The sequence below is a fragment of the Paenibacillus sp. FSL H7-0442 genome (assembly GCF_038593105.1).
Classification (GTDB): Bacteria; Bacillota; Bacilli; order Paenibacillales; family Paenibacillaceae; genus Paenibacillus; species Paenibacillus polymyxa_D.
The window spans coordinates 5,283,629-5,309,427 of the sequence record NZ_CP151963.1; the positions used below are offsets into that span (position 1 = coordinate 5,283,629).

General features: G+C 46.8%; 26 protein-coding genes. 11 read left to right on the forward strand and 15 right to left on the reverse strand.

Annotated features, from left to right (window positions below; genetic code table 11):
• Nucleotides 1–79 precede the first annotated feature (79 nt).
• Together MHH57_RS23290 and MHH57_RS23295 are read left to right on the forward strand one after the other, a co-directional pair.
• Nucleotides 80–805 carry a copper amine oxidase gene (locus MHH57_RS23290; RefSeq protein WP_069010030.1) on the forward strand — a complete coding sequence of 242 codons (726 nt, stop codon included), beginning with the start codon at nt 80–82 and terminating at the stop codon, nt 803–805.
• Between the two features lie 84 nt (nt 806–889).
• Nucleotides 890–1,438 carry a GNAT family protein gene (locus tag MHH57_RS23295; protein ID WP_342434587.1) on the forward strand — a complete coding sequence of 183 codons (549 nt, stop codon included), beginning with the start codon at nt 890–892 and terminating at the stop codon, nt 1,436–1,438.
• A gap of 97 nt (nt 1,439–1,535) precedes the next feature.
• Here MHH57_RS23295 and MHH57_RS23300 read toward each other — a convergent pair whose 3' ends face one another.
• The 13 genes from MHH57_RS23300 to MHH57_RS23360 form a co-directional block, all read right to left on the reverse strand.
• Nucleotides 1,536–2,030: a GNAT family N-acetyltransferase gene (locus MHH57_RS23300; RefSeq protein ID WP_069010031.1), complete on the reverse strand. Its 495-nt coding sequence runs from the start codon at nt 2,028–2,030 to the stop codon at nt 1,536–1,538.
• A 104-nt stretch (nt 2,031–2,134) separates the two neighbouring features.
• Entirely contained in the window at nt 2,135–3,385 is a 1,251-nt protein-coding gene (locus MHH57_RS23305) for an MFS transporter (protein WP_342434588.1), read from the reverse strand.
• A gap of 46 nt (nt 3,386–3,431) precedes the next feature.
• A complete protein-coding gene (locus tag MHH57_RS23310) occupies nt 3,432–5,567 on the reverse strand; it encodes a molybdopterin oxidoreductase family protein (RefSeq protein WP_342434589.1) in 2,136 nt (711 codons plus the stop codon).
• A 371-nt stretch (nt 5,568–5,938) separates the two neighbouring features.
• Nucleotides 5,939–6,772 carry a formate/nitrite transporter family protein gene (locus MHH57_RS23315; protein ID WP_069010034.1) on the reverse strand — a complete coding sequence of 278 codons (834 nt, stop codon included), beginning with the start codon at nt 6,770–6,772 and terminating at the stop codon, nt 5,939–5,941.
• A gap of 387 nt (nt 6,773–7,159) precedes the next feature.
• Nucleotides 7,160–8,521, reverse strand: coding sequence for an FAD-dependent oxidoreductase (locus MHH57_RS23320; RefSeq protein WP_069010035.1), 1,362 nt, complete (start codon nt 8,519–8,521; stop codon nt 7,160–7,162).
• Between the two features lie 390 nt (nt 8,522–8,911).
• Nucleotides 8,912–9,388: a glutathione peroxidase gene (locus MHH57_RS23325; RefSeq protein ID WP_069010036.1), complete on the reverse strand. Its 477-nt coding sequence runs from the start codon at nt 9,386–9,388 to the stop codon at nt 8,912–8,914.
• Nucleotides 9,389–9,475: 87 nt separating this feature from the next.
• The gene (locus MHH57_RS23330; protein ID WP_340933475.1) at nt 9,476–10,279 is read right to left on the reverse strand and encodes a (2Fe-2S)-binding protein; all 804 of its coding nucleotides are present in this window, start codon (nt 10,277–10,279) and stop codon (nt 9,476–9,478) included.
• A gap of 12 nt (nt 10,280–10,291) precedes the next feature.
• A complete protein-coding gene (locus MHH57_RS23335; RefSeq protein WP_029518547.1) occupies nt 10,292–11,185 on the reverse strand; it encodes an ABC transporter ATP-binding protein in 894 nt (297 codons plus the stop codon).
• Nucleotides 11,186–11,417: 232 nt separating this feature from the next.
• Entirely contained in the window at nt 11,418–12,437 is a 1,020-nt protein-coding gene (locus tag MHH57_RS23340) for an LLM class flavin-dependent oxidoreductase (protein WP_209947776.1), read from the reverse strand.
• A gap of 104 nt (nt 12,438–12,541) precedes the next feature.
• A complete protein-coding gene (locus tag MHH57_RS23345; RefSeq protein ID WP_069010039.1) occupies nt 12,542–13,705 on the reverse strand; it encodes an AI-2E family transporter in 1,164 nt (387 codons plus the stop codon).
• A gap of 150 nt (nt 13,706–13,855) precedes the next feature.
• Nucleotides 13,856–14,869, reverse strand: a complete 1,014-nt coding sequence (locus tag MHH57_RS23350) for an LCP family protein (RefSeq protein ID WP_013312376.1) — start codon at nt 14,867–14,869, stop codon at nt 13,856–13,858.
• Between the two features lie 91 nt (nt 14,870–14,960).
• Complete coding sequence (locus tag MHH57_RS23355) at nt 14,961–15,863, reverse strand: cation diffusion facilitator family transporter (protein ID WP_029518550.1); 903 nt, start codon at nt 15,861–15,863, stop codon at nt 14,961–14,963.
• Between the two features lie 157 nt (nt 15,864–16,020).
• Complete coding sequence (locus MHH57_RS23360; protein ID WP_341071313.1) at nt 16,021–17,667, reverse strand: DEAD/DEAH box helicase; 1,647 nt, start codon at nt 17,665–17,667, stop codon at nt 16,021–16,023.
• Between the two features lie 350 nt (nt 17,668–18,017).
• Between MHH57_RS23360 and MHH57_RS23365 the strand changes: the two genes are divergently transcribed.
• The 7 genes from MHH57_RS23365 to MHH57_RS23395 all read left to right on the forward strand — a co-directional run bounded on the left by MHH57_RS23365 (nt 18,018) and on the right by MHH57_RS23395 (nt 22,112).
• Nucleotides 18,018–18,620, forward strand: a complete 603-nt coding sequence (locus tag MHH57_RS23365) for a hypothetical protein (protein ID WP_245231655.1) — start codon at nt 18,018–18,020, stop codon at nt 18,618–18,620.
• Nucleotides 18,621–18,659: 39 nt separating this feature from the next.
• Complete coding sequence (locus tag MHH57_RS23370; protein ID WP_069010042.1) at nt 18,660–19,304, forward strand: immunity 50 family protein; 645 nt, start codon at nt 18,660–18,662, stop codon at nt 19,302–19,304.
• On the forward strand, nt 19,297–19,704 hold the full coding sequence (locus MHH57_RS23375) for a hypothetical protein (RefSeq protein WP_069010043.1): 408 nt from the start codon (nt 19,297–19,299) through the stop codon (nt 19,702–19,704). Before MHH57_RS23370 ends, MHH57_RS23375 begins: the two co-directional genes overlap by 8 nt.
• A 178-nt stretch (nt 19,705–19,882) precedes the next feature.
• The gene (locus MHH57_RS23380) at nt 19,883–20,512 is read left to right on the forward strand and encodes a hypothetical protein (protein WP_342434590.1); all 630 of its coding nucleotides are present in this window, start codon (nt 19,883–19,885) and stop codon (nt 20,510–20,512) included.
• 82 nt (nt 20,513–20,594) lie between these two features.
• Entirely contained in the window at nt 20,595–21,122 is a 528-nt protein-coding gene (locus MHH57_RS23385) for an SMI1/KNR4 family protein (protein WP_340957153.1), read from the forward strand.
• On the forward strand, nt 21,106–21,666 hold the full coding sequence (locus MHH57_RS23390) for a hypothetical protein (protein ID WP_069010045.1): 561 nt from the start codon (nt 21,106–21,108) through the stop codon (nt 21,664–21,666). The genes MHH57_RS23385 and MHH57_RS23390 overlap by 17 nt, the downstream gene beginning before the upstream one ends.
• A gap of 2 nt (nt 21,667–21,668) precedes the next feature.
• The gene (locus tag MHH57_RS23395) at nt 21,669–22,112 is read left to right on the forward strand and encodes an immunity 26/phosphotriesterase HocA family protein (protein WP_341040196.1); all 444 of its coding nucleotides are present in this window, start codon (nt 21,669–21,671) and stop codon (nt 22,110–22,112) included.
• 61 nt (nt 22,113–22,173) lie between these two features.
• Here the strand turns inward: MHH57_RS23395 and MHH57_RS23400 are convergent, their stop codons facing one another.
• Nucleotides 22,174–22,716 carry a hypothetical protein gene (locus tag MHH57_RS23400; RefSeq protein ID WP_341040197.1) on the reverse strand — a complete coding sequence of 181 codons (543 nt, stop codon included), beginning with the start codon at nt 22,714–22,716 and terminating at the stop codon, nt 22,174–22,176.
• Nucleotides 22,717–23,140: 424 nt separating this feature from the next.
• On the opposite strand from MHH57_RS23400, the gene MHH57_RS23405 reads away from it, so the two are divergent.
• Both MHH57_RS23405 and MHH57_RS23410 read left to right on the forward strand, forming a co-directional pair.
• Nucleotides 23,141–23,800 carry a DNA gyrase inhibitor YacG gene (locus MHH57_RS23405; protein ID WP_069010047.1) on the forward strand — a complete coding sequence of 220 codons (660 nt, stop codon included), beginning with the start codon at nt 23,141–23,143 and terminating at the stop codon, nt 23,798–23,800.
• A complete protein-coding gene (locus MHH57_RS23410) occupies nt 23,781–24,140 on the forward strand; it encodes a hypothetical protein (protein ID WP_176715670.1) in 360 nt (119 codons plus the stop codon). Before MHH57_RS23405 ends, MHH57_RS23410 begins: the two co-directional genes overlap by 20 nt.
• Here the strand turns inward: MHH57_RS23410 and MHH57_RS23415 are convergent.
• A complete protein-coding gene (locus MHH57_RS23415) occupies nt 24,130–25,764 on the reverse strand; it encodes a DUF6138 family protein (protein WP_342434591.1) in 1,635 nt (544 codons plus the stop codon). The two genes, MHH57_RS23410 and MHH57_RS23415, sit on opposite strands and share 11 nt — an antisense overlap.
• Nucleotides 25,765–25,799: the final 35 nt, after the last annotated feature.

The following is a 25,799-nucleotide window of genomic DNA, read 5'->3' on the forward strand; positions in this document are numbered from 1 at the left end:
AAAAGAGTTAACATTTTCGGCAAATAAATTCGTTATAGTGTATATATCTTTTATTTTGCCCGGAAAAGGAGACCCACCCGTGTTTAAGCTGCTCATTGTGATCCTGCTGTCTATGCTTTTGTCCTCTTCCGTCATGACTTCCGGCCATCCTTCACCGGACCCGGTGAACGGAACTGTACAATCTCGTCCACTAGCCAGCGCTTCAGAAGACTCATCCGTCCGCTTATATGCTGTTAGTCCGTCACAGGGATTATTCCATTCAGCTGTATTGGAAATCGGCCAACAACGCCACACATTCCGATGGTCGGGCTCGGCAGATATCTCCACCGCACCACAATTATATTATAGGGATGTGAATGGGGATGGTGTGCGTGAAGCCGTCGTGGTCCTCACGCGTGCCTCGGGAACGGGTGTCGAATTGCAGGAGTTGCATATTGTTAACGCACGGACGATGGAAGAATATGCAGTCGAATCGGCAGCAGATGCTGTGTCCCAGCGCGTTCACAGCTCAGTGGAGCCACGTGACCACAACCGCCAGGTTCATATTGCTGTCACGATTGACGGTGTCACACACACGATGGACCCTAAAGCATCAGTATTTTACGATGATCCAGCCCAATTTACAAAGCATCTCGATTTTAGCTCTGTCGTAATGTATGATGCCGAACAGCTTCCTCTGCAAGCCACTGTATCTGGCAGTGTATCCCCAACCGAATTTGTAGGGGATTTGGATCTGAGATATGTATACGAGCATGAACGGTTTCGGGTGGGACCTATTGAATTTGAAGCTTCCTCTCCCTTTTGACGACTCTCGCAGAATAAGGTAGCATGGGATTAAATGCTAGACTGGCTGGTTTAGCGATTTTCCGAGTGAAAGAGGGGATCAATCATGTTTACATATGCGTTGGACGAACGCACAGTCCTTCGGCCGCTCACCAAGGAGCATGTGCAGCCTCTGTTTGAGCTGATCGAAATGTCCCGTGACCGCCTGCGTCAATGGCTTCCATGGGTAGACTCTACCACGGAAATCAGCCACACAGAGCAGTTCGTGCAGGACGCCTTGAAACAAGCCGCAGAGAACGGTAGTCTGACCGCCGGAATTTGGATAGACAACGAGCTTGCTGGCATCATCAGCTACCATGAGATCAATTGGACTCACCGCTCCGTTAGCATCGGATACTGGCTTGGACACGGGTACGAAGGACAAGGTCTAATGACCAGCGCCTGCCGCGTATTCGTTGAATATGCTTTGATGGAGCTGGACTTGCATCGGGTCGAAATCCGCTCTGCAACGACGAACCGCCGTAGCCGCGGTATTCCGGAACGTTTGGGCTTTGTGCTCGAAGGCATTGTACGCGAAGCGGAATTGCTGCCCGACGGCTACATGAACCACGCAGTGTACGGTATGCTCCAAAATGAATGGAAGCAACTTCGGTAATATTGTATTGTACAGCAACGCCGCAGACCTGAGCAGGTCTGCGGCGTTGTTGGTTTAGGCCGGGCATACAACCGAATTGCTGTCTGTAGCCTCCCGCCTATTTTAAGAAATAGGCCATTAACACATCATCTACGAATTGGCCTGCTATGTAAAACTCCTCATGCAAACGTCCTTCAATCGCGAAACCACTTTTTTCATAAAACATAAGGGCTTCCGTGTTGCATGAGAGTACACGCAAACTCAACTTACGTATGCCCTCCGCAGCTGCAATATCCTTCATGGAGTTCATGAGTGCCGTCCCAATGCCTTTGCGATGATAAGCTGGATGTACAGCTATATTTATTTCGAGTACATGACAATTACTAGCCAACAGCGTTGGAGGACGAAATCCAATATACCCGCAGAGTACTTCCTGTTCGATGGCGACCAGTTGAGAGCCTGGAGGCGTATTACGCAGAAACTCCCCGCGCGACTTCCAGGACAGCGAGGCGGGAGCCGTGCGTTCATTCCATACCAATTCATCCAGCGCAATCAGATCAGGAGCATCCTTCATCTCCGAATGACGTATCGTCAAGAGTTGACTTGTAAACAATTCCTTTCAATCCTTCCTGTGAAGGCTTTCCTGAAGCAATAACTACAATCATCCGTCACTTATTGTACCATAATTACAGCATAATACTGCATTTTTATTAGGACTTAAGAACTGGGAACATCCGCCTTGGACGTCATAGTATTCAAAGTATCCGAATGATGCCGGTAACGGTTCAACCAGCTATGCAGGACGAAAAACAGGATCGACAACACCGCTACGCCTGATGCCAGCCAAAGTGTAGGCGGTAACCCACCACCATCATACAACTTCCCCATAATATAAGGCCCCATTACACGTCCGGCTGCGCCAATGCCCCCCACAAGCCCAATGTAAAAGGGTGCACCCCGACCTCCATGATCAGACAGGAATGCTGGAACCGCAGGTGCAATCAGCATTTCTCCCAGGGTCGCCAGAACCATAGCGAATATCATTCCAGTATAGTTCTGTGTGCCCAGCATGACAATATAAGCCGCCAAATAAAATCCTCCGGCCCATGTCATTTGCGTTGAAGCGTGATGAGCGTACTGTCGTTTTATCCAAAAAATAATGGGTTGTGCGGCAAAAATAAGGATACCATTCAGTGTCCATAGTAATCCATACATCGTTTTAGGCAAGCCCTGCTCAATAATATGGGGAGACACTCCTGTATTCCAGATCGAATTGCCGAACCATAAAAAAAGTGAGCCTAACCCCACAAAGAGATACAATCTGGTATCACGAAACAGCAGACGAGCTGGTATTTCCTCTCTTTTCTTCACAGACTTGCTGAGCTGTACTTCTCCCTCTTCCCGATCCACCCTGCTTAGATAAGACCAGAAGAATCCGGCAAATACCGCAGAAGTCATTCCGTTCATCACAAAGCTGAGCTGATAGGAAAGGTCAGCCAGCACGCCACTCAATCCCGTACCCACTGCAACCCCAATATTGTTAGCGACATAAATAATATTAAACAGCTCTCCGCGACGGTCAGCGAAACGAAAACCTACAAACGCCTGAATCGCAGGCACAGATACGACATTAAAAAAGCCGATAAAGCCCATCATGATGACAAACGCCACCCAATGACCGCTGGTAAATGGAAGCGCGAGAAGTCCCAGCGCGTTCATCGCGAGTGAGCCAACAATCAGCTTCTTGGCTCCAATACGGTGATAGAGGGCTCCGCCCAACACTTGACCAAAAATTCCGCCCAGAGACTGCACTAAAATCGCAATTCCTGCATCTCCCATACTACGGTTTAGCTCGTCAAACACATACATGCTAACCAACGGCCACATCAGGGAACTTCCAGCAGAATTAATCAGGCTGGCAATGAGAAACACTTTCACTTCTTTCGGATAAGACTCCAACCATTTCATATCTTTTGTTTCTCCTTTTGCATCTGACGCCATAAAAGGCATAATCTCATTGGCGCTTCACATTCACCACCGTTGAGAAGAAAGTAGCCCCCTGTCCCATATCCGACAGCCGATCAGAGGTTAACACATTGACACGCTGTCTGCGTCCTTTGCCTTCCCACCATAATCCCTGACTAATCACTGTACCGGACAGCATCAGATCGGTGACTTTGGCTTTCAGCTCATACGTCCCCCGATCATTCCATACGGTAACCGGCTCCCCGTCCGCGATGCCTCTTGTCTGAGCATCCTCCGGGTGAATTTGTAGCAAGGGCTCCCGCTCCAGTCGCTGATGCTTGGGCAAGTTAGCGAAAGTAGAAGAATTCAGAAAATTATGGTTTGGCGGTGAAATAAACATTAATGGATACCGCTCGTCCGCTTGCGGTCGGTGCTCTCCGTCGTACCCTTCAATCAGCGGCACATAAGAAGGCATCGCGGGCAGACCTGCTTGTTTCATTTTTTCCGAATATAGCTCAATCTTGCCTGAAGGCGTGGTTAAACGATCCAAATAAGTGGCCTTTGGCGTCATATCAAGCTTTACAAAAGGTGACTTCTTTAAGGATTCCAAGGTCACACCGTTGAGATAAGGGTTCGTTGGATTATCAAGCGCGCCTGCGATCATCTCCTCTTCACTTTCCGTAAAGGCAGCTTCATCAAAGCCCATTGCCCGTCCGAGCAGGCTAAACAGCTCATAATTGCTTTTGCTTTCCCCAAGCGGATCAATGACGGGCTGCTGCATTTGGATATAGTGGTGCCAGTACGATTTGTATAGATCTGTTCCTTCAAAAGAAGACGCGGCAGGCAGCACAATATCTGCATAGCGGGCCGTATCGGTTAGGAATAGGTCATGAACGACTGTGAACAAATCCTCTCGTTCAAATCCTTTAGTCACCCGTTCCGAATCGGGGGCTACAACTACCGGATTACTGCAATATACGAATAACGCCTTAATCGGCTGTTCCTTCTGTAGCAGCGCTTCTCCGATCCGGTTCATGTTAATCATCCGGGCATCCGGGTTCTGTCGCAGATCAGGACGCTCCAGATGGGCGCTGTTAATCTTGGCATAAGCGCCGTTGGAGCGTGACGCTCCCCCGCCGTGCTTCAGCCATTGTCCAGTGAGCGCAGGCAAGCATGTAACCGCACGTACGTTCATACCGCCATTATCATGATGCTGAAGCCCATTACCGATATTGATATACGCTGCTCTTGCAGTTCCGTACATTTCCGCCAAACGGATAATATCCGCTTCCGGCACGCCGGTAATCCGCGAAACTCGCTCTGGTGTATAGGTCTTAACATGCTCGTGCAGTTCCTCATGACCTACTGTGTAGCGATGTAAAAATTCGTCGTCCGTCAGTCCTTGAGCGAACAGTACATTCATAACACCCAGCGCGAGCGCTGTATCCGTCCCCGGATATAACGGAATGAACCAATCCCCCCATTGCGCCGTCCGGTTACGATGAACGTCAATAACGACCACCTTAGCACCTTTTTTACGTGCTTTCTCAGCCAAAACGACCTGATGCATGTTGGTGCTAATGACATTACCACCCCACACAATAATGAGGTCTGCATCCTCCGTGTCCTCCGGGCTGGTGCCGCCCTTAAAACCCATAACGGACGCCCAGCCTTCATTCCCAGCCACGCTGCAAATCGTCTGATCCAGTTGGCTTGAACCCAGCGCATTAAAAAATCGGCGATCCATTCCATCCACACTCAATACGCCCATATTGCCATAAAAGCTGTAGGGGAGAATAGATTCCGGTCCGTCCGTACGGATCAGCTCCTTGAACCGACCTGTAATGGTATTGACCGCCTCCTCCCAGCTAATTCGTTCAAACTTCCCTTCTCCTTTGGGGCCTATACGCTTCAACGGATAGAGCACCCGATCAGGATCATATACCCGCTCCGTCATATTGCGAACTTTGTTACAAATAGCCCCTTTGGTAATGGGATGATCTGGGTTTCCAGTCACCTTGATTATCTTTCCTTTTTCCTTGTGAAGCAGGAGCCCACACGTATCCGGGCAATCTAACGGGCATACAGCCGGAAAAATACCGTCCTGCTGCTCCGTCATCCGCTGTCCCCCTTGTAAGTCTTGTTGAAGCGTGGCCTCACGAGGCGCGCTATTGCGATGATCCATAGTGTTGATGCTCCTTTCCGTTACCGTTTCCAAAAATTACACTGATCTTATCATATCCACAGCTTTGGCCTATGGCAAGAGAAGGATTTTCCCACACAGCCGCTCTCCAAAATATTAAAAAAATCCGTCTGCTGCATAGAGCAAAACGGATTTTTTAAGAATTATAATTTTTTTCAACATCCTGTTTCATCATATCTTACTGAGGGTAAAAAAGATCAAGGCATCATGGACGAGAGCACACTCATCCTCCATGCCAAATCATGGACCACTCCCAAAAAAATCCGCCATGACAGGTTTCGTTCCCCCGGGCCTGTCATGGCGGATTTGCTTTGTTCATTGCTGTTTAAAGTACTGTGATTAGGTAGGATCAATCAACGGATTGGATGTGCAACCGAAGAAGTAGTTGGAGATTCATTCACTGGATGTGCGTTGGCTTGAGGCTTTTTCAGATAGGCCAACCAGTAGGCTCCAGCCACAAACAGGCTACCTCCTACCAAATTCCCCAGCCAGACCGGAATGAAGTTCATAACATAATCTGCCCATGAAAAGTGGCCTGCAAAAATAGCCGCCGGAATGAGAAACATATTGGCAACAACGTGCTGAAATCCAATAGCCACAAAGGCCATGGTCGGGAACCAAATCCCCATAATTTTGCCGCCAATGGAGTCTGTGCTATATGCCAACCATACAGCCAGTGCTACGAGCCAGTTACATCCTATACCCGATATAAAAGACTGCAAAAAGCTTTCGTGTAGCTTATGTCCTGCCATATCCACCACTTTGTCCAGATAAGGGCCCGTTTCTGTCAAACCCAGCACATGCCCAAAGAAAAATGCAACGAATAACGCACCTGCAAAATTACTGAGCGTAATAATCGCCAAATTACGAAACATGACTCCTGTCTTAATCCGTCCTGCCCATCTCGCCAAAGGGACCGCCATCATATTGCCGGTCAGCAATTCTCCGCCGGCGATCAAAACTAATACCAGACCAATAGGGAACACCGCAGCTCCAATAAAGGTGGCAATGCTTCCCCATTCTTTAGGCGCACTTGCAATAACACGTATATCCAGCAAAAACCCGAGTGCAATAAATGCACCTGCCAAAAACCCCAGTACCACCGCCACAGTCCACGGGTTGTTCGCCTTGGCCACTCCTGTTTCCACCGTCTTTTCAGCAATTTGCCCCGGTTTATAGCTCGCCATATATCCCCGCTCCTTTAATATCTATTCACTAAAATATTCTTCTTTCATATTTTATTTAAAATCAGTGATTAAGTTTGTGAAAAAAATCACTTTCGTAACTATAAAAAAAACAGCCCCTGAAAAAAGGACTGTTTTTCTGTATTATTACATCTACTGCGCTACTACGCGCTTTACATTTAATTGTATTCTTCCTTTTCAACTGCTCTTAAGAACCAAAGAACTCCACCAAGGCCTACCATGGCCACGACTACAAGAAAAAGGATATAAAACAAACCCATAAGTTACTTCCCCCCTGATCCTTATGCTACTCTATATTGTACTATAAGGATTCATCCGTACGCCTCAGATTGTTGACAAACTTATGAACAATGTCACAGACAAATCTAATTATACAGTAACTGGGTTCCGTTCAGATATTGTAGGCAATGCTTGTAAACCTGCCGCGTTCAAGAAATTCCAAGGCTTGTTATAGTGCGGCTGGAAGAAGAAATCGACAAAGGCCAACTGGTCAATGGTCATATGGTTTTGAATGGCTACGGATAGCGTGTTAATGGATTGCGTCAAATCCACCTTCGACATAATTTGAGCACCCAGAATTCTCCGCGTCCCCTGTTCATATACCACTTTCAGTAACACTTTTTCGGAGGTTGGCATAAATTCAGGTCGGTAGCTGTCCTCAATGGTTACAGCTTCTACAGTCATGCCTTCATCTGTTGCCGCAGCTTCCGTCATGCCTGTTCCTGCGATATTGTCTTCATAAATTTTGATACCCGAAGTTCCTTGGGTTCCCATGTAGGCAATGGTTGGTTGCACCAGATTACGTGCCACCAGCGTACCCATACGAACTGCGTTGGTTGCCAAAGGGATATAAGCCGTTTTGCCGGTCGGATTATAGCGAATTGCACAACTGTCGCCTGCTGCAAACACGTCCGGGCAACTACTTTGCATATAGTTATCCACAATGATCGCACCGTTAGGCAACATATCTACCTGACCTTTGAGCAGATCCGTTTGAGGTCGGAAACCGATGCAGAGAATAACAAGCTCTGTTTCATATTCTCCTTTAGAGGTCACGACTTTACTTACCTTACCGTTCGTACCCTCAAAGCGACTCACCGTCTCGCCAAGTACCAGCTTAATGCCATGTTCCTTCAGGGAACTTTCAATCCGGTCTGTATACTCATGGTCCAAATACTTATTCAATATACGATCAGCACTGTCGATCAGCGTTACATTTTTACCATTCATTTGGAAAGCTTCTACCAACTCAACACCAATGTATCCAGCTCCCACGACTGTAATGTTCTGTACGTGCTGGGCTTTCTCAATGATATCATTGGAATGATTATAGTTTTTACAGAGCAAAATATGATCAAGTTCAATGCCTTCCAGCTTTGGAATAATGGGCCATGATCCCGTGGTCACAATTAGTTTATCAAATGTGTCTGTAAATTCTTCACCTGTTTGGAGATTACGGGCATGCAGCGACTTGCCAGCCGTATCCACACTCGTTACCTCATGAAGCATCTTGGTCACTACACCCAAGTCAGACAGTTGATCTGGAGACGAATAAAACAGGCCGTGCGGATCTTTGACGACACCACCTACGTACAGCGCAATACCACAAGATAAAAATGAAATATTATCATTACGCTCGTAAACGGTAATTTCTGCATCTGGATAACATTTAGCTGTGTTAACGATAGCTGCTGTGCCTGCGTGTGTACATCCGATAACTGCTACTTTCATGTTGAATTCCTCCTTGGTGTGTGGGCATAAACTGTATAATAATTGTGAATAGTTTCACGTAAACAGCTCGTTAGTGTTTGTGATTTATTTCACTTCATGCACTTATTATAGTGTGATATTTTTCACATTACAATAGCTTTTTGTGATATTCACAATTTGTCCACATTTAAAAAAGAAAGGATATACGAGATCAACTGTTTGCTGAAATGTTTTTTTGCTCCATTCAGTTTCCCCTGTAGGCGGCCTGATTATGCCCATGGAATCGACTTTCACATGATGCTCCCACCTTAGACAAATGCACATGTAGAGAACAAAAAAAGGTCCGCTTCCCGGAGACATGCCGGAAATCAGACCTTTTTAAACATATATTTTGGAATGAAGGCAAAGCTACTATAGCAATTGCTCAATGGCTGCTTTCATCGCTTCTGGTGACTCCTTCGGTTCAAAACGACCCACAGGTACACCTTCACGATTCACAATGAATTTCGTAAAATTCCACTGAATTGTCCCATCTTCCTGTTCTCCAGGCTGTTGCTTTTTCAAATATTCAAACAGAGGCGCTGTATCCGGTCCATTGACGTCCACTTTGGCGAATACCGGGAAATTAACCCCGTAATTCAGTTGGCAAAATTCAGCCGCTTCCTCGCTGCTGCCCGGCTCCTGACCGCCAAATTGGTTGCAAGGAAAGCCTAATACAACTAATCCCCGATCCTTATATTCGTCATAAAGCTTTTGCAAATCCCCATATTGCGGGGTAAGTCCGCATTTACTGGCGGTATTCGCAATAACCAGCACCTTACCAGCGTAAGTATTCAGAGAAACCTCCTGATTCGCTGGTGTTACGGCATTATGTGAATAGACAGACATACAGCATCCTCCTTCGTGTCACTTGGTTTAGGTTACATAACCTATTTTAACCAAAAGGTGACGGACATGCCAACATCCACAGAGACTTTACCGTGATGCCACCACTTCGAGTCTGCGTTCTTCACGTTCGGAAGCGGACATTTTGGGGCAAGTATAACAATACCGCTGACCTCCACCTGTCTTGTAATATTGGCAACAGGACGGTTTCATGTAGGTATTTTCACCAGGGCGGTAAGGATTGTCCAATTCAACGAGACGAACCGTAAACGGATTTCTTTTACGCCCAAATATCTCTCCCTCAAGTTCACGTGTCACATACATATAATCTTGTTCAAAGCGCTCCACATCCTGAGGATCAGTCAACGATGGCTGTACTCTATCCTTAAAATACAGCAATGCCAACGGAAACTGTCCCCACATTTGGCCGATAGATGCGCTCCCCACGGTAGCAATTGCTTCCAACATGGGCCGCATCTGCAAACTGTAAAAGTCTCGTAACACTTGCTGAGCCTGTTTGGAAGAACGGTGATCCCCATTGTTCCACGTATTGTCCAGCTCTGTTAAGTCGATGACCTGAAGACTAATAGAGGGATATTGACCTTCATAACAAATATGAAATCTGAGATTAGAAACGGACAGGTCCCAACGGCGTTCACACAGTGATACCATAAAATGCTGCGCAAACACGAGGCCACGCAACTGGTTCGCAAAGTAAACGGCTGCGGTTAAATCGTCTTCAGCACGCAGAAGATCGCCATAATACTCCATCACAGAGCGGATCTTATCTGGTTCAAGCCATTCGGCCACTGGCCCGGAATATACAGCATCCTCCGGCGTGACTCTCACTATGTTTGCTAGTTGCTCAAGCTGATCGTAATCCAGTGGTTTCATGGTATGTCCCCTTTAACCTCTTGCCGCTACTTGTGCTCTAGCATCACGTCGCTCAGCAACAGAACCCACAGGTTGCTTATCTTCCACATTCATTTCTTTTATGGCTTGGCTTACCGCAGGCTGTCCAGCCAAAGCATACGGAAGACAGAGCGGTACACCTGTACGAGGATCTGTTACAATATCAGCCTCAATCCCGAACACTTCACGCAGCACATCAGGGGACATAACCTCAGTTGGAGTTCCTACCGCCTCAGCTTTCCCTTTTTTGATTGCAATCATATGCTGAGCATACCGGGCCGCATGGTTCAAATCGTGCACGACCATAACAATGGTGCGCTCCTCCGAAGTATTTAGATACTCCAGCAAATGCAGCACTTCCAGTTGATGCGCCATATCTAAAAATGTCGTCGGCTCATCCAGAAACAAAATATCCGTATCCTGCGCAAGTGCCATAGCAATCCAGGCACGCTGACGCTGACCGCCAGAAAGCTGATCAATCGGACGATCGTGGAACTCGCTCATTCCCGTTACTTGAATGGCCCACTCTACCATTTTGCGATCTTCCGCTTTCATGGAACCAAAACCTTTTTGATAAGGAAAACGTCCGTAAGATACCAGTTCCGTCACGGTTAATCCTTCCGGTGCAGTCGGATTTTGCGGCAAAATAGCCAGCTGCTTAGCTACTTCCCGGGTGGATTGCTTATGAATGGATTTACCGTCAAGCAGAACACTGCCGCCCTTAGGATTCATGATGCGAGCCATCGTCTTCAGAATGGTGGACTTGCCAGAACCATTTGCGCCTACCAAGGCTGTGATTTTCCCTTGCGGTATTTCTACGTTCAGATCTTCTACAATCAATCGATCTTCATAAGCAATATCCAGATTTGCCGTTTTCAGACGAAACATGTGGAATCATCCCTTTCCCTTATCCAATATATATAGTCACGGGCTTAACGCACGACTTTCATCAAAACTTCATTCTATCTTTATATAATAAAGATATTGATAATCATTATCAAGTGTTAACTGGTTTATTTCCTATATCATACAGTGCATATCATCCAATATTTTCTCAAAAAATTCAAAAAAAAGATCACAGCTCCTTGAAGCTGTGATCTTTCAAATCCGGCGAATTGCATTATGACTGTACAGAACACAGTCCAAGTACTTCGGCCATGAGACGTATAGATTTCATTTTGGCATCAAAGTCATGAATAATGCTCGCAACCATGATCTCCTGTGCATTATAGTCCTTACTTAATTGCTCAATCTGACGCTTCACCTGTTCGGGCGAACCGACCACCATACGTTTGCGATTCTCACGTATCCGCATCCGGTCAAACGGCGTATACGGATACGCCAGTGCCTTTTCCACGGAAGGTGTTCCAGCGGAGCGCATTCCCTGCTCTAATAGTACAAGAGATAAGTCCATGCTGGAAGCCAAGCGATTGGCCTCCTCTTCGGTATCCGCACAGATCGCAAATACGGCAACAAGCGAACGTGGTTGGTCACTATGCTGGGAAGGCTGGAAGCTTTCCTGGTATTCCTTCATAGCCCCTGTGCCGCCTTCACCATTAATGAACTGCGCAAACGCAAAGCCCACGCCACGCTCGGCTGCCAGACCTGCGCTATCACCACTGGAGCCGAGCAACCACATTTCCGGTACAGTTTCTATAAGCGGCATCGCCTGTAGCGAACCGAAACGGTGATTATTGCCTGTGCTGTCATGTAAATAAGCTAACAGGTCATCCAACTGCTCAGGGTATAGATCTACACCACCTCGCATTTTGCCTTCTTGCAGGGCTCTGGTAGCAATGGGCATTCCTCCAGGCGCCCGTCCCAGACCTAAATCAATGCGTCCCGGATACAATCCCTCCAACACACGAAAGTTTTCCGCTACTTTATAAGCGCTGTAATGAGGCAGCATCACCCCACCCGACCCCACTCGAATGGCCCGAGTACGGGCGGCCAGATGTGAAATCAGTACCTCCGGGCTGGACCCAGCGAGATTTGCTGCAGAATGATGCTCTGATACCCAAAAGCGATGATAACCCAAGCGTTCCGCCTCTATAGCAAGCTCAGCGGTCTTTTGTAATGCCTGCGCATGCGTCATGCCTTCCGATACCGGAGATTGGTCAAGAATGCTGAGTTTTATCATAAAAGTCTGACCTTTCTATTTGGGAATAAGGATAGGCATTAATTATAGCACGCGTAGCCACAGTTACCCAAGAGGGGCCCATATCAATTTTATAGTGGAAAAGTTTATTTTTCGTAAAGACTTGCGTTCCCTTTATCCGCCTCATAGAGATGCGAACGCTTTTTAAAGAAACTATACAAATGTGTAACGATTACTTTCAAGACAGCATACCCCGGAACCGCCAGTACAATTCCCACCACACCAAACAAATTGCCTGCGGTCAGAATAACGAAGATAATCGTGATCGGATGTACCCGAAGAGATTTGCCCATAATTTGTGGAGAAATTAATTTACCCTCAATGAGCTGTACGACTGTCCACACGATAACCATCTTGAGCAGCATAATCGGTGAGGTAACCAAGGCTACAATTAACGCAGGTGTAATGGCAATGACGGGACCTAAGTAGGGGACAACGCTCGTAAAGGATGCAATGACTGCAAGCGTCAAAGAGTAGTCTAATCCAATGATTAGGTAACCAATATACAACAGCGCCCCAATACAGAAGCTGACAATAATCTGCCCACGAATATAGGAACTGACCTGATGATTCATCTCGGTCATAATGCGATCTGTTTCTTTACGAAACATAGGCGGGAGCATTTTCAGGATAAACTGTGGTAGCTTGTGTCCATCTTTTAGCAAGTAGAACAGAATAAATGGAACCGTGGCAATCGCAAGTACCGTTTCTGTAACCACGCCCAAAAAGCTGCCCACACCCGTCCATGCATTATTAATAAAGCTAGATAACTTTTCAGAAGCTTTGGAGGCCAGCTCTGATGGATTAATTTGAATCGTGTTCTGGAACTGGTTTACAAAATCGCTGCCGATCAGTTTCTCGAATTGTCGTTGTACTTGCTCGCTATAGGCAGGGAAATTTTGAATAAGCCCCTGTATTTGATCACGGATCACAGGCACCACCGATGTAACCACAATCGCAATAACCCCTATAATAAGCAAAAACAATACAACAATGGAGTATACTCGTTTCACCTTGTTACGCTCCAGTACATCAACCAACGGGTTGAACAGATAGTACAACACGCCGGATAATATAACAGGGAGAATGATCGTTTTTAACAGCACTATGACAGGTGTGAATATGTATGAAATTTTGGTAAGAACCAAGATATTCAAGCCGATCAGCAGCAGTACCAGCAGGAATAACACAAACTTGTTGTTCAGAAAAAACTTCTTGAATCGGTCTTTCCATGCCGGAGTTATTTCCACACCACATTCCCCTTCTCTTTACACAAATGAGTATACGTTCTTCATAGATACGATATATTTTTGGAACAAAATATACAAGGTTATACCCAAATAAACACAAAAGCAAACAAAGTTGTACGTCATCGTACGAACTTCGCTTGCTTTCGAGGGTTATGGAGTATCATTTATCGTGGTTGCAGCATCCACCGTCGTGGTCACAGGTTTGTTCTCCTGTTCAAAAAGATTCTGTATGAAGCGCTTGAGCTTTCTTTCGTCTACACCCAATACCTGCGCACCCTTAATGGTTTCCCCGCGCACCAATTCATTCGGCGGGATTTGCTGCTTCGCTACTGTTGTTGCATCGATATTAAAGCCCAATGAAGCCAATTGCAGCATTTCCGTAGTACTCAGATTCGTTTCAATATAAGGAGAAATGCTATTTAAAATACTCGGCAGTTTGATTAGAGATGAGGTTGACTGAATTTTACCGCCAAGCTCAGTAATGAATTTGCGTTGCCGCTCCGTACGCGTAAAATCGGAAGTCGCATCATGACGGAAGCGTACATATTGCAAGGCTGTTTTACCGTCCATGTGCTGCATTCCCTTTTTCAAATCAATATCAAACTGGTGTTTATCCGCCTTGGAGGTATAATGCATATCTTTTTCGACATCCAGGTCAATACCACCCACAGAATCAACCAGCGCAATAAAACCATTGAAATCAGTATATACATAATATTGAATTGGTATGCCCAGCAGGTCGCTCACGGTCTGTCTGGTCAAATCCGGTCCCCCGTAGGAAAAGGCAGCATTCAATCGACTTTGCCCATGACCTGGGATATTGACGTAGGTATCACGAAGAATCGACATCAGTGTAGCCTTTTTCGTAACCGGATCAATAGAAGCAACCATAACGGAGTCAGAACGCCCTGAATCCTCTCCACGGGAGTCGCCGCCTAGCAGCAGAATATTCACTCTTTCTGTCCCATCCCATTCCGGTGGGAGCGATACCTCTACAGGTTGTACATTGGTTTGAGTTTGTGCCTGCGGTTTGAATTTCGAATCCTGTCCGGAAGCAACTGAAATTTGATTCGTAAAATGATATATAGAATACGTATAATATCCGCCCACTAAAAGAACCGCCGCAGTCACAGAAATGCCTAACCATTTTAAAAATTTTCGCATATTTTCGGGTAACCTCGCTTTTATTCATCATCGTTCGGCTTTTAAAAGCATACCCTTCCTGCAAGTTATCTGTCAATTCGCGCCGTCTGTTCTAGTGGTCGTCCGCATACCATGGATTCAAATGGACAAGCACCTCATAAACCCGCGGTTCCCGCTTCATGACAGCCCCCTTAATCAGTCGAATAATATCGTGTCCCTGCTGAATCGTCAAAGAGGCATCCACTGAAGCGCGGATATCCACGATAATATAATGGCCGTGCTCACGGGCACGGATACGGTCAATACGTTGAACTTCGGCTACACTCAGTGCGGCTGCGGCGTAGCTCTCAATTTCCTCCGTTGCAATCGCCTTTTCCATAAGCACATCTATGGATTCACGGCCCATTTCCCACGCCAATTTCAGAACTAGCAATGCCACTACGAATCCCGCAATAGGGTCACCGTAAGATAAGATTGAAATGCCCCAGTGCTCCCCAATCAGCCCCAATCCGATACCCAGTACAGCAGCCCCAGAGGCGTACACATCAGCGAGATGATCTTTTGCCGTTGCAATAAGACCCTGACTATTGGCCGCTCTCCCGATACGAATCGTGTAGATATACAGCCACTGTTTCCAGAGCAAGGAAATAATGGCGGCCACCAATGCCAGTATATGCTCCTGTGGCATCGGTTCGAACAGTGCTGCAATCGAATGATAGCCGATGAATATACCCGCTCCAAACAATATGACCGCCACCACGCTTGCACCGATCACTTCTGCCTTGCCGTGACCATAAGGATGGTCCTCATCCGGCGGCTGGCTAGATATGCGCATCGCCCCCAGTGCCGTTGCAGAGGCAATCACGTCCCCAGCATTATGCACACCATCGGCTACCAGCACCTTGCTGTTGAACATAAGTCCTGTAATAATCTTAATGCCGGTTAATAGGATGTTGCTAATCAGGCTGATCCATGCTGAGACCATGGCGCGCTTGCCCATATCCTGTTCCTGCATGATGTATAACCCCTCCAAATTTATCTTTTGAATTTATCTTATGGCGCTGCTCTTTCAGCGGTATGGATGAAGATTACAATAGCCCCGGAAGATGAGCCTCCCCGGGGCTATTATGATAACCATAGTGGAGCATTCTATGAGAATACTCCTATTTTATCTATCTGGACCGTCCGCGACGGCCTCCTTGTCCTTGACCACCACGCGGGCCGCCTTTGGCTTGTCCACCGCGGCCACCTTGGCCTCCGCGCGCAGAACCACTGCTGCTGCGGTCATACCCACCGCGCTCGCTGCTTTGTCCTGCCGAGCGACCTTGGCCTCCTCGTGCGGAACCGCCGCTGCTGCGGTCATATCCACCGCGCTCGCTGCTTTGCCCTGCCGAGCGACCTTGGCCTCCACGTGCAGAACCGCCGCTACTACGGTCATACCCGCCACGCTCGCTGCTTTGTCCCGCCGAGCGACCTTGGCCTCCTCGTGCGGAACCGCTGCTGCGGTCATATCCGCTGCGCTCGTTACTGCCGCGGCTAGAGCGACGTTCGCCGCCTGCACTGTCACGACGGCCCGCCTGTTCGCGGCCGCTGCCCCGGCGTCCACCGCCGGAGTCGTTGCCACCGTAGGAACGGCGGTCGTTTCTGCCCGAACGGCGTTCTCGACCCTGCCGATCAGCCGTATCGGAAGCAGGTCTACGCTGTCCGCCGCCCTCACTGCTGGTGAATGTGACACCAGCAACTTTCTGGATGTTCCGAAGCTCTGGAATATCCCTTGGCGTAGCGAGCGTCACCGCCACGCCTTTGCCTCCGGCACGGCCGGTACGCCCGATGCGGTGGATGTAGCTTTCGGCATCCTGCGGCATGTCGTAGTTGAAGACATGCGTGACGCCTTCTACATCCAGGCCGCGTGCAGCTACATCAGTCGCTACGAGCAATTGGAGTTTCGCTTCACGAAACGCCTTCATCACTTGCTCCCGCTTGTTCTGGGACAAATCCCCGTGAAGCTCACCGCTCTGAAAGCCCATTTCTTGCAGCTCTTCGTTCAGTTTGGCAGCCCGGCGCTTCGTACGGCAGAAAATAACAGCCAAGTACGGACGATCCGTATTCAGCATATCCACCAATGCCTGTTGCTTACCCCGGTCTGTTGTTTGCACAACGACCTGACGGATTTGGCTCACCGGAACGGAAGAAGCGGATTTCACTTTGACATCTACAGGTTCGTTCATATATACACGAGCCAGTTTGCGAATACCGGCTGGCATCGTAGCGGAGAACAGCATCGTCTGTCTCCGGTAAGGAACTTCCTGAAGAATCGTCTCCACATCGTTCAAAAAGCCCATGTGTAACATTTGATCGGCTTCATCCAGGACCAGCATTTTAATGCCGCCTAGATCCAGCGTGCCACGTCTCAGGTGATCCAGCAGTCGCCCAGGTGTCCCAATAATCAGTTGTGCGCCACCTTTCAGTTTACGAAGCTGACGCTCCACGTCCTGTCCTCCGTAAACAGCTAGTAGAGATAAACTCGGCTCCGCAGCAGCCAAGCATTTAGCTTCCTCTGTAATCTGGAGTGCCAATTCACGCGTAGGTGCAATCACAAGCGCCTGCGGGTGCCGCTTGTCCAAATTCAGCTTTTGTAAAATCGGCAGTAAAAACGCAAGCGTCTTTCCGGTTCCCGTATGTGCCTCGGCAATCACATCCTGACCTTCCATCAGCAGTGGAATCGACTCCTGCTGTACAGGAGTTGGAGATGAAATCCCCTGTTCTTTCAAGGCTTCTACCCAATGCTGCTCTACGCCTAATGCTGCAAAATTCTTCAAGTGGTATTCACTTCCCTTATCTGTATTCAATATGTGTCACGTAAAATAGGTTCATGTGCCATATGACATCTATCGTTCCATAGTTCAGAATTCCCATTTTTGTATCGGTTCTCATTCTACCCTTTTCAGGAAGGGAGCTTATCCGTTATCGTTGAATCTGTTCATGTAACCAACATACGGCCGCAATGCGGCTCAGGACCGTTCCATGTATGACTTTCCTAGTATACGCGAAGTTGAACTGGTTTCCAAACGATTTTAATGAACAGGACCACAGTCTATATAAAAGGTGAATTCGATCTTCATGTCATATATTATGGTATAAGAATTGGTAATTCATGAATAAAGGATGGATGCTTGTGGTTAACAACTTGCATTATAATTTTATAATGACCGGTTCCTTGTCGGAGAAGCACACTTTGTTTGCTGAAGAGTGCTTTGCTAACCTGTTCGATTGTTTTGAAACGTTCCTGAATATATCAGGAATCCGCAATACCCGTGTGTCTATCTATCAATCCACGAAAGCCAAACACGGTAAGATTCGCTGGGACAAGCAGGAGTTGCTTCGTATTGTAACCAATGATGAATTGACTCCTTTGATGCTGGTTATAGAGGCGCCTAGTATCAAATCGTCCTATAACAAAGGGACGACGCCGGAAGTGTACATTCTTTTGTCCAATGACCCCATGTCCCAATCATCCAATAATTGCGGCATACTCGTTTCGATCCGTCAGGACGTTTATGAACGTATCAACCAAACAATCGTCGAAGACGTTATGATGCAGCTCAGCCAGTGGATAAAGGCAAACAAAATGTTACATAGCTCGCGCAACTTTTATGCTGGCAGTAAAGCACGCGCCATTATGGATATTCTTCCATTTATGCTCGAACAGGATACCCCGGATATGAAGTATGTTTTTCAATCGTGGACTCCGTTCCCTTTACCACACACTTAAACAATCCGTCATACTATTAACCCCAGGAGGCTGCAATTTATGCAAATTCAAGTTCAAAAGGTTGAAAAAAAAGAGAACGAATATCTCATTCATTATCAAGCCGGGGGAGCGTTGCCGTTCGTTCCGCATGATATTGTTCTGATCCATGGCAAACAGTATTTTATAGGCACGATTTTGAAAGTAGAGCCGGAACAGGCCCTTGTCCGTATTAATCCGGAATATGAAGACCAACTGGCAGGGTCCATCGGACTGGAGCTGGCTTTCTCTCCAACTGTTTCTATTCAAGGTGCAGACAGCATTGTCGAAAAGCTTGGCTATTTCCCTCCCTTTCATTATGACCGAATTACAGCTGCTAATATGACGAAAGACCAGATTACGCTGACGATTGAGCTATCCTACGCTAGCGTGCTTGTCCCTAAATCACCGGATCTGGAGCCTTCAACTGAGGCACCTGTAATCCCTGAAGCTCCAGCAAAAGACGTCCCACGCTATGCAGTAACTTTTACATTTCTGGAAACTAAAGAGCATGTATTAAGCCCTGTAGAAACAGAAAATATCATTTTGCAACTTGACTTCCGTTATGAAGAGGCTGATATGGTCGTTGACATCGATGCCTTGTCGGGGCTGTCAGGCAGCTTTCTGTGCAGAGGCATCCGTGCAGAGATTACGGAACTTCATGAATAAACAAGAAGCCCGTGAGCTGTTGCGCTGTCATTCTTTTATCCATGATGATCTGGAGCATCCCAAAATGCGAAGCGGATTTTTAGGGATGCTTCGCCCCTTCCAAGGCGAACTGATCGAGGACAATTTTCATGAACTCATGACTATCATTGAAGTTCTGGCAGATGAGTTGGAGAAACCATCCATAGAACGAGAGTTGATTGCCGCACTGTGGGGGATTTGCCAATATACACGGGCATGGGCGTTGCATCCTGATGGTATGCTGCAGCGAAATCATCTGCTGACCGTAGAGCAGATCAACACCCTCGACGATTGGATTGATACAATCTCCTATGCGGTTATGGTGCTGCTGGAGGGTGGCGGACCGGAAGAAGCTTTATCGAGCTACAGACATGAGAGTTGATCCGTAGTGATACATATATCTTAGTCAAGGGGGCCGCTTTTGCATTGCTTCGCGTACATAAAAGCATGCCTTTCGCACAACATGCTCTGAAACAATTAGTTGAGCATGAAGAATTCCGTGCATCTGCCAAACGGGAGCTTTCCACATAATCGACAACCAAAGGAGAATCACTCTACTTATGCGTGTAAGAATATTTATATTCATATTTATTATCGGAATTATATGTGTGCCTGCGTATTTTATTATGAGCAGCTTTGGATTATTTCAAAATGAAAAGGTGCTTGTACATTACAAGCTTGCCATTGAGGTAAAGGATAAAAAGTATGATGCCTGGCCTTTAATCAGTAGCTATGCCGCTATAGATAAAAGAGGGGACAGTCGTCAGCTCTACTACCAGGCGGAGGGCTCAGGCTTAGAGTATCTGTTTCAGCTAGCCTATGGACAATATGAACTCCGACCCTCCAAGGAAAATTCTTTTCTGGACGGAGGAGTCCACTATACCATGGATCATCCCGAGTATGTGCGTGAGGAAAAGGAGTATGAGAATGCTAACGACTACACGGAATTAACCCATTTTTATAATCAGCAGGAACGGATGATTTATACCTATAATCCCGAAGCCAAGCTCGATAAAACATACGTCCGTTCCATCATCACCGCTGGGATGACTCGCACAACTGGTAATTCAAGCCGTCCGGTTAAGGATGACTATATCAATATCAGTAAGCTGTTTAAGGATAAGCTAGGAGTGAATGTGAAGGTAGATGTGGATGAGGACAACAAAATCGTCACCCTATCGATGACATGATTTCACATACGATGTACCGCTGCGTCGTCTCATTTCCAAAAAAGAGATTTATGGTTACTAGAATCAAGGGGGCTGGTTGTTGATGTCATTCGCAATTGAATCAGGGCTTTTGCCTGCCCAGATCGCAGCATTGGAGGAACAGATACAGCATATATTGCCCGCTGGCTATAAACGTTTTCTTTCACAATATAACGGATTTTATGTAGCCGCCCCTTTTTATTGCAATGTGCCCTTCGATCGAGTGGATAACGGAGACATTGATTTGACTTGTTTTTTCGGATATGAGGTATCCAACAAAAATCATGACCTTCTAGCGATTAATGATGAATTTCTGGATGAAATCAATCATGTCGAGAGCGCTTTGTTGATTGGTGCAGATGCGGGCGACAATTTTTACGTTCTGACATGTAAGGACTACACCCCGTATGTGTACTACTGGGACCGCACACATCTTCATGCCTATGATGACAAACTGAACTATGATATTGCAGAGCAGGACGAATGCGGACATTTGTATCTGGTGGCAACAGACTTTACAACGTTTTTTAATCAGGTAATTGAACGACTCAACGAGCAGAAAGGAAGGCCTAATGATGACAGAAATACATAATGCTAAGCAGGGACCGGCTTATTTGGAGGGTTGGGTTGTACCCGAAAACCCCGAGGCATGGGTCGAGCAGGAGTGGACAGGTACGCTTCGTTCACAGGCAGGACATACGAAATTCCACATTTTTTATTACGGAGAACTTATGGACGAGCTGATCACTGGTACTGAATTTGCACCCCAACTCATTATTGCAGAAGATGCAGTCACAGGTGAACAGATCGTGATTTTTGACGGAACCCGCCATGGTTACGATGCTCTGCTATGCGAAGTTTATACCAAGGAGCAGCAGAACAATCGCACTCCCCTGCTGCCCTATCTGGACGAAGATGGTGAAGATACTTTCGAGGTAAGCGTAACTGCCTTTTATAATGTTGATTGGGATGACGAGTTTGCAGACGATGTAGATGAGAATGGGCAGTTAGAGCTGATCAATGGCGAACGATGCGATTTTGAAGATGCGAAGCGGAACGGCTATGATGCGATCAGCATTACGATTACCAGCGCTAAAGGTCTAAAAACAGAGATCCTTCAGGAAGAGCTGGCCTGACGATGGTGTTCAAAAGAATCAAGCATCGGGAAGGCGATATTTTTGTTATCCCCCTGCATGACGGCCGATTTGCGGTATGTCAGGTGATCTGCGCACTGTATGGTAGATTCAAAAAAGCGTTCTCCTTCGGGGTTCTATCCATAGGCCAGAATCAAGCGTACGAGGGAGAAACGACATATCTTCCGTTCACAAATTATCGCGGCCGATTTGAAGTTATATTCACCGCCACCCAAAATCTGACGAAAGGAGTATGGCCCATTATCGATCATCGCCCTCTTTCCGAGGAACAACAGCAGCTAAAATATTTTAATTGCGCGGGCCATCTATACTGTGGGGATGAATATATACGCAATCTGGAACTGGAAGAATATAATCAATATACGGTAATGGGCGTGGCTGGATATGAGTTGGTACAGCAATATTTAGCCCAATATGATGACCGCTAGGAAGAATAGCAGCACAAATAACCACCTTGAAGTTTGAATGCCAAGGTGGTTATTTGACCTGTTAAAAGGGTTCAAACGTATATGGGAATGATGATGTACGCTCTGTCCCCAATACCGACTTCACGCGCTCTTCATCCACCAACGCTTCGACGAGGCTATACAAATCCGAGGCTGCATACCGAAAATTGCCCCATGTGCGCAGATTCAAAGCATAGATTGGGAATTCCCCCCGTTCATCAGGCGATTGAATATCCCAGATCAGCAAGTCATCCTCTTCACTGGAAGCGAAAGGGACCGCATGCTCCAAAAGCTCCGGAAAACCATCTGGCTCCAGCGCCGCTTCTTGTAAAACCTCTTCTGATTCCAGCAAATCATCAAACCAAGCCCGCCAATCATGATAACGATGAAGCCATGAATCCGGGTGATCGCCAAGAGGAATATGAATGTTCCATAAGCCGCATAGTCGCCCGTAACCAAGAGTTTTGACATAATCTATATAAGAAGGCGGAAAGCCCATACCATTTTCAAAACGATGCTCTATTAGAAAAGCCTCATCATAGTAAGCCTGGAATTGCGGACGCTGTAGTCCTGTAAAAATGCTCATGCTCGCCCTCTCCTTTCGCGCATCTTTATTCACCTTTTCGCTCTTAGGCACATTGAAAAGGTCTTTTTCAAGTGTTAAAATGGGAATAAGATGTATATTCTAAAAAAGAGTGAAGATGCGTCAACATCCTCACTCTTTGGCAACAGCCGCTTTTAAGGGCGGTGGCTGCAAGTTCACGGTATTCGAAATAGACCGGTTCCTACCACGGGCGGTCTATTTCTTTTTATGGAAGGAAAGAATCAGAATCACCAACGTTGCGAATTGAATCATCAACATTAAGGTGTCTTTAACCTCCACAGGCCTCACCTCCCTCACAGGAGACTAGCCGACCGCCCATCTAAGCCATTCTGTTGTTAAGGAATATTATAACATATGAAATATAAAGAGTGCGTTTTTACGATCTTTCCGAAAAGGAGGAACGAACATGGAGCAAAAACGCTTCAAAGATGAATATGGATACAAATATGACTTTAGCGCCGTGATTAGAAGAGGAGAACAGGTAACTGTTCACTGCCCCCGTTGTCAGGGCCAAGCTTTTATTTCCATATCCAAAAAAGACTGTTATTACGTCGTTCGATGTTCTCATTGTTACTACACATATCAGCAGCCCGAATCTTATACATTCTATGCACGCGGCGTATGCAACCATTGCGAACGGTATTTTAATATCGAAATCCATGATGACCGAACGAAACTCCATAAAAATACAAATATAAACTGTCCGCACTGTGAGACACGCAATCAGGTTCCGGTGCATCGTGTGCAATCACGCGAATGGCATACGAACGTGATCCAAAACGGAAAAGACCCTATTTTCCAGCTCCAGCTGTACTTCCTAGATTACTATCGGGGGAAACCTGTCTGGGCTCTTAACCGGATACACCTGAATTACCTGCTCTCCTATATCTCTGCCGAGTTGCGAGAAAAGCCTGCATCCGGTATGATGCGTACGGCTTCCCACTCCATTCCCAGGTACATTAAGGATGCGAAGAATCGCCAGTCCATCTTAAAGATATTACAAAAGCTACAGCATAAGCCAGCGGCTAAGAGAGGAGTCTCCATACATGAGCATACAAACTTTTGACAGCCTTGAAGCACTGGTCCATGCCGTTGACCAAACAGAAATCAATGAATGGGTATTTGCCAATCTGAAACATGTTCAAAGTAATCCGCTCAATTCTACCTATTACATCATTCCCGAGGAAGAATTGTGGGAACTGGAGGATGCCGGTCTCACCGTCACCAATCATCGTGATGAAAGTATACCTGCATCTCTGCCAGACCATCAGGTGCAATCTTGGCTGGAGGTGGCGACTGTACAGGATGTCATTGAAGTGTTACGCCACAGCGGAAGCGAGCCGGATATTGAACGCATTGCGCAAGGACTGCGATATTATCATGAATATGATGCTTTTATGGAATAAGCGTTTCCAGCAGCTCTTTTACCTCAGGGACAGCCTGCTTCAGGCTGTTTTTTAGTTTCTTCGCGCCACCCCATATACGATAAACAAGCACCTCTTGTTCGTAGTTCTCCAGCTTCTTAAGCTCCTCCACCAATACCTGTGCCTGCTCTACGGTTTCAATTCCGGATGACTTCAGTGGTTTGGCAGACTCGTTGCCTGCCAGTAGAACCCTCGTCCAAACGGGTATCGTGTCCGGTGTCAGTCCGTGTGCGTCAGCAAATACAGCGGCGTAACCGTCCTGTACGGACTGATGTTCACTGTCCACCAGCTTCATATAACGATTCACTAATGGGAAATAGTTCTTTCCTTTTAGGCCCAGTCCCATCACCGCATAGGTTCCCGGCATTGCCGACTTTTCACCGGGCTCTACATCGTTATACCACTTGAACTCTTCCATCACGACCTCAGCATATTCAGCCAGCAACGGATGCAGCGCAGGATATTCAAGTGCATTGGCGAAGAAACGATGCAACGTAGATTTAGCCAACTTGGGTACAGGCAGGTAGTTTTTCACCTTGCTTTTGAACTTCATCCGATATTCCTTGGTAAAGCCCTTTCTTAAAATATCGCATAAATATACGAGTGCTTCTCTATAACTCTCTTCTTCCTCTGAACGAATCTGAACCTCCAGCGTTTGCAAAATATCATTGGCTTGGCAGATGACTCGCTCACTTGTATATAACGCTGGGATGCTTCCTGATCCGTTCTTAAGCCACTGGGCTGCCTGATCCGAACCCAACTGTGCAGCAATCTCCAAATACTTCTGCCGTGCATCGGCATCGGTCGAGCCCACCCGCATCGCGGTAAGCAGGAACATCTCCATGGCTGGCGCGGGAATTTCCGAAGGGAGAATATCGGGCTTCACTTTATAATCCAGTCCATAGCTTTTTTCCCGATCCGCATACTTCAGCAGAAATTCATCCTCAGCCCAATGCTTTAAGCCACTGCTGAGCTGATACCTCCATGCTTCCTCACGCTTGCGGCTGACCTTCACTTTGGCATCCATTCGATTCAGCAACTCATTCATCCGCTGGGCTTTTACAGGGTACAAATGAGGATCAAGCAAGTGTCTCACTAAGAAGAAATCGTCCTCTTCCTTCGGGATAGCTTTACTGGAGGGGTTGAGCTTCTGCTCTACAAACTGTTGGATAGTGGCTAACAGTTGCTGCCGTTTATCTTCATTTAGGAGTGAGAATGTAAAATGATTGGCCTTATTCTCCAAGACCACTTCCAGATGAAAATCCAGTCGATAACGAAAGAACATGGAACTGAATTCTTCCGAATTAAATAGCGCCTCTATCCGTTCCCTAAACACAGGCATCCATTCGTCCTGAACCTGCTGCAGTGTTACCCCCTCCGTAAAACCAGAAATCTCCATGTCCGGTCTACGATGATCCCAATCAAACGGTTCGTAGGTATCCACCCACAGCCCATCCTTCTTACAGGTAACTTTTAAGTATTCATGAATCCCTTCGTGAAGGACACTTTTGATTTGGAATTCGGCGATGCGCTTTTGCTCAGAAGCGTACGCCTCATCAATCGCCTCAAAAATTGGATCTATGTAGGCTTGTACCCCTGATGTCATAAGATGTGTTCCTCCTTCGTCCCCTCACAAATTGT

Coding starts and splice junctions, on each gene's coding strand:
- MHH57_RS23295 (WP_342434587.1), top strand. CDS start 890: ATGTTTACATATGCGTTGGACGAACGCACAGTCCTTCGGCCGCTCACC.
- MHH57_RS23305 (WP_342434588.1), bottom strand. CDS start 3,385: ATGAAATGGTTGGAGTCTTATCCGAAAGAAGTGAAAGTGTTTCTCATT.
- MHH57_RS23310 (WP_342434589.1), bottom strand. CDS start 5,567: ATGGATCATCGCAATAGCGCGCCTCGTGAGGCCACGCTTCAACAAGAC.
- MHH57_RS23315 (WP_069010034.1), bottom strand. CDS start 6,772: ATGGCGAGCTATAAACCGGGGCAAATTGCTGAAAAGACGGTGGAAACA.
- MHH57_RS23320 (WP_069010035.1), bottom strand. CDS start 8,521: ATGAAAGTAGCAGTTATCGGATGTACACACGCAGGCACAGCAGCTATC.
- MHH57_RS23325 (WP_069010036.1), bottom strand. CDS start 9,388: ATGTCTGTCTATTCACATAATGCCGTAACACCAGCGAATCAGGAGGTT.
- MHH57_RS23330 (WP_340933475.1), bottom strand. CDS start 10,279: ATGAAACCACTGGATTACGATCAGCTTGAGCAACTAGCAAACATAGTG.
- MHH57_RS23335 (WP_029518547.1), bottom strand. CDS start 11,185: ATGTTTCGTCTGAAAACGGCAAATCTGGATATTGCTTATGAAGATCGA.
- MHH57_RS23340 (WP_209947776.1), bottom strand. CDS start 12,437: ATGATAAAACTCAGCATTCTTGACCAATCTCCGGTATCGGAAGGCATG.
- MHH57_RS23350 (WP_013312376.1), bottom strand. CDS start 14,869: ATGCGAAAATTTTTAAAATGGTTAGGCATTTCTGTGACTGCGGCGGTT.
- MHH57_RS23355 (WP_029518550.1), bottom strand. CDS start 15,863: ATGCAGGAACAGGATATGGGCAAGCGCGCCATGGTCTCAGCATGGATC.
- MHH57_RS23365 (WP_245231655.1), top strand. CDS start 18,018: ATGCTTGTGGTTAACAACTTGCATTATAATTTTATAATGACCGGTTCC.
- MHH57_RS23370 (WP_069010042.1), top strand. CDS start 18,660: ATGCAAATTCAAGTTCAAAAGGTTGAAAAAAAAGAGAACGAATATCTC.
- MHH57_RS23375 (WP_069010043.1), top strand. CDS start 19,297: ATGAATAAACAAGAAGCCCGTGAGCTGTTGCGCTGTCATTCTTTTATC.
- MHH57_RS23380 (WP_342434590.1), top strand. CDS start 19,883: ATGCGTGTAAGAATATTTATATTCATATTTATTATCGGAATTATATGT.
- MHH57_RS23385 (WP_340957153.1), top strand. CDS start 20,595: ATGTCATTCGCAATTGAATCAGGGCTTTTGCCTGCCCAGATCGCAGCA.
- MHH57_RS23390 (WP_069010045.1), top strand. CDS start 21,106: ATGACAGAAATACATAATGCTAAGCAGGGACCGGCTTATTTGGAGGGT.
- MHH57_RS23395 (WP_341040196.1), top strand. CDS start 21,669: ATGGTGTTCAAAAGAATCAAGCATCGGGAAGGCGATATTTTTGTTATC.
- MHH57_RS23400 (WP_341040197.1), bottom strand. CDS start 22,716: ATGAGCATTTTTACAGGACTACAGCGTCCGCAATTCCAGGCTTACTAT.
- MHH57_RS23405 (WP_069010047.1), top strand. CDS start 23,141: ATGGAGCAAAAACGCTTCAAAGATGAATATGGATACAAATATGACTTT.
- MHH57_RS23410 (WP_176715670.1), top strand. CDS start 23,781: ATGAGCATACAAACTTTTGACAGCCTTGAAGCACTGGTCCATGCCGTT.
- MHH57_RS23415 (WP_342434591.1), bottom strand. CDS start 25,764: ATGACATCAGGGGTACAAGCCTACATAGATCCAATTTTTGAGGCGATT.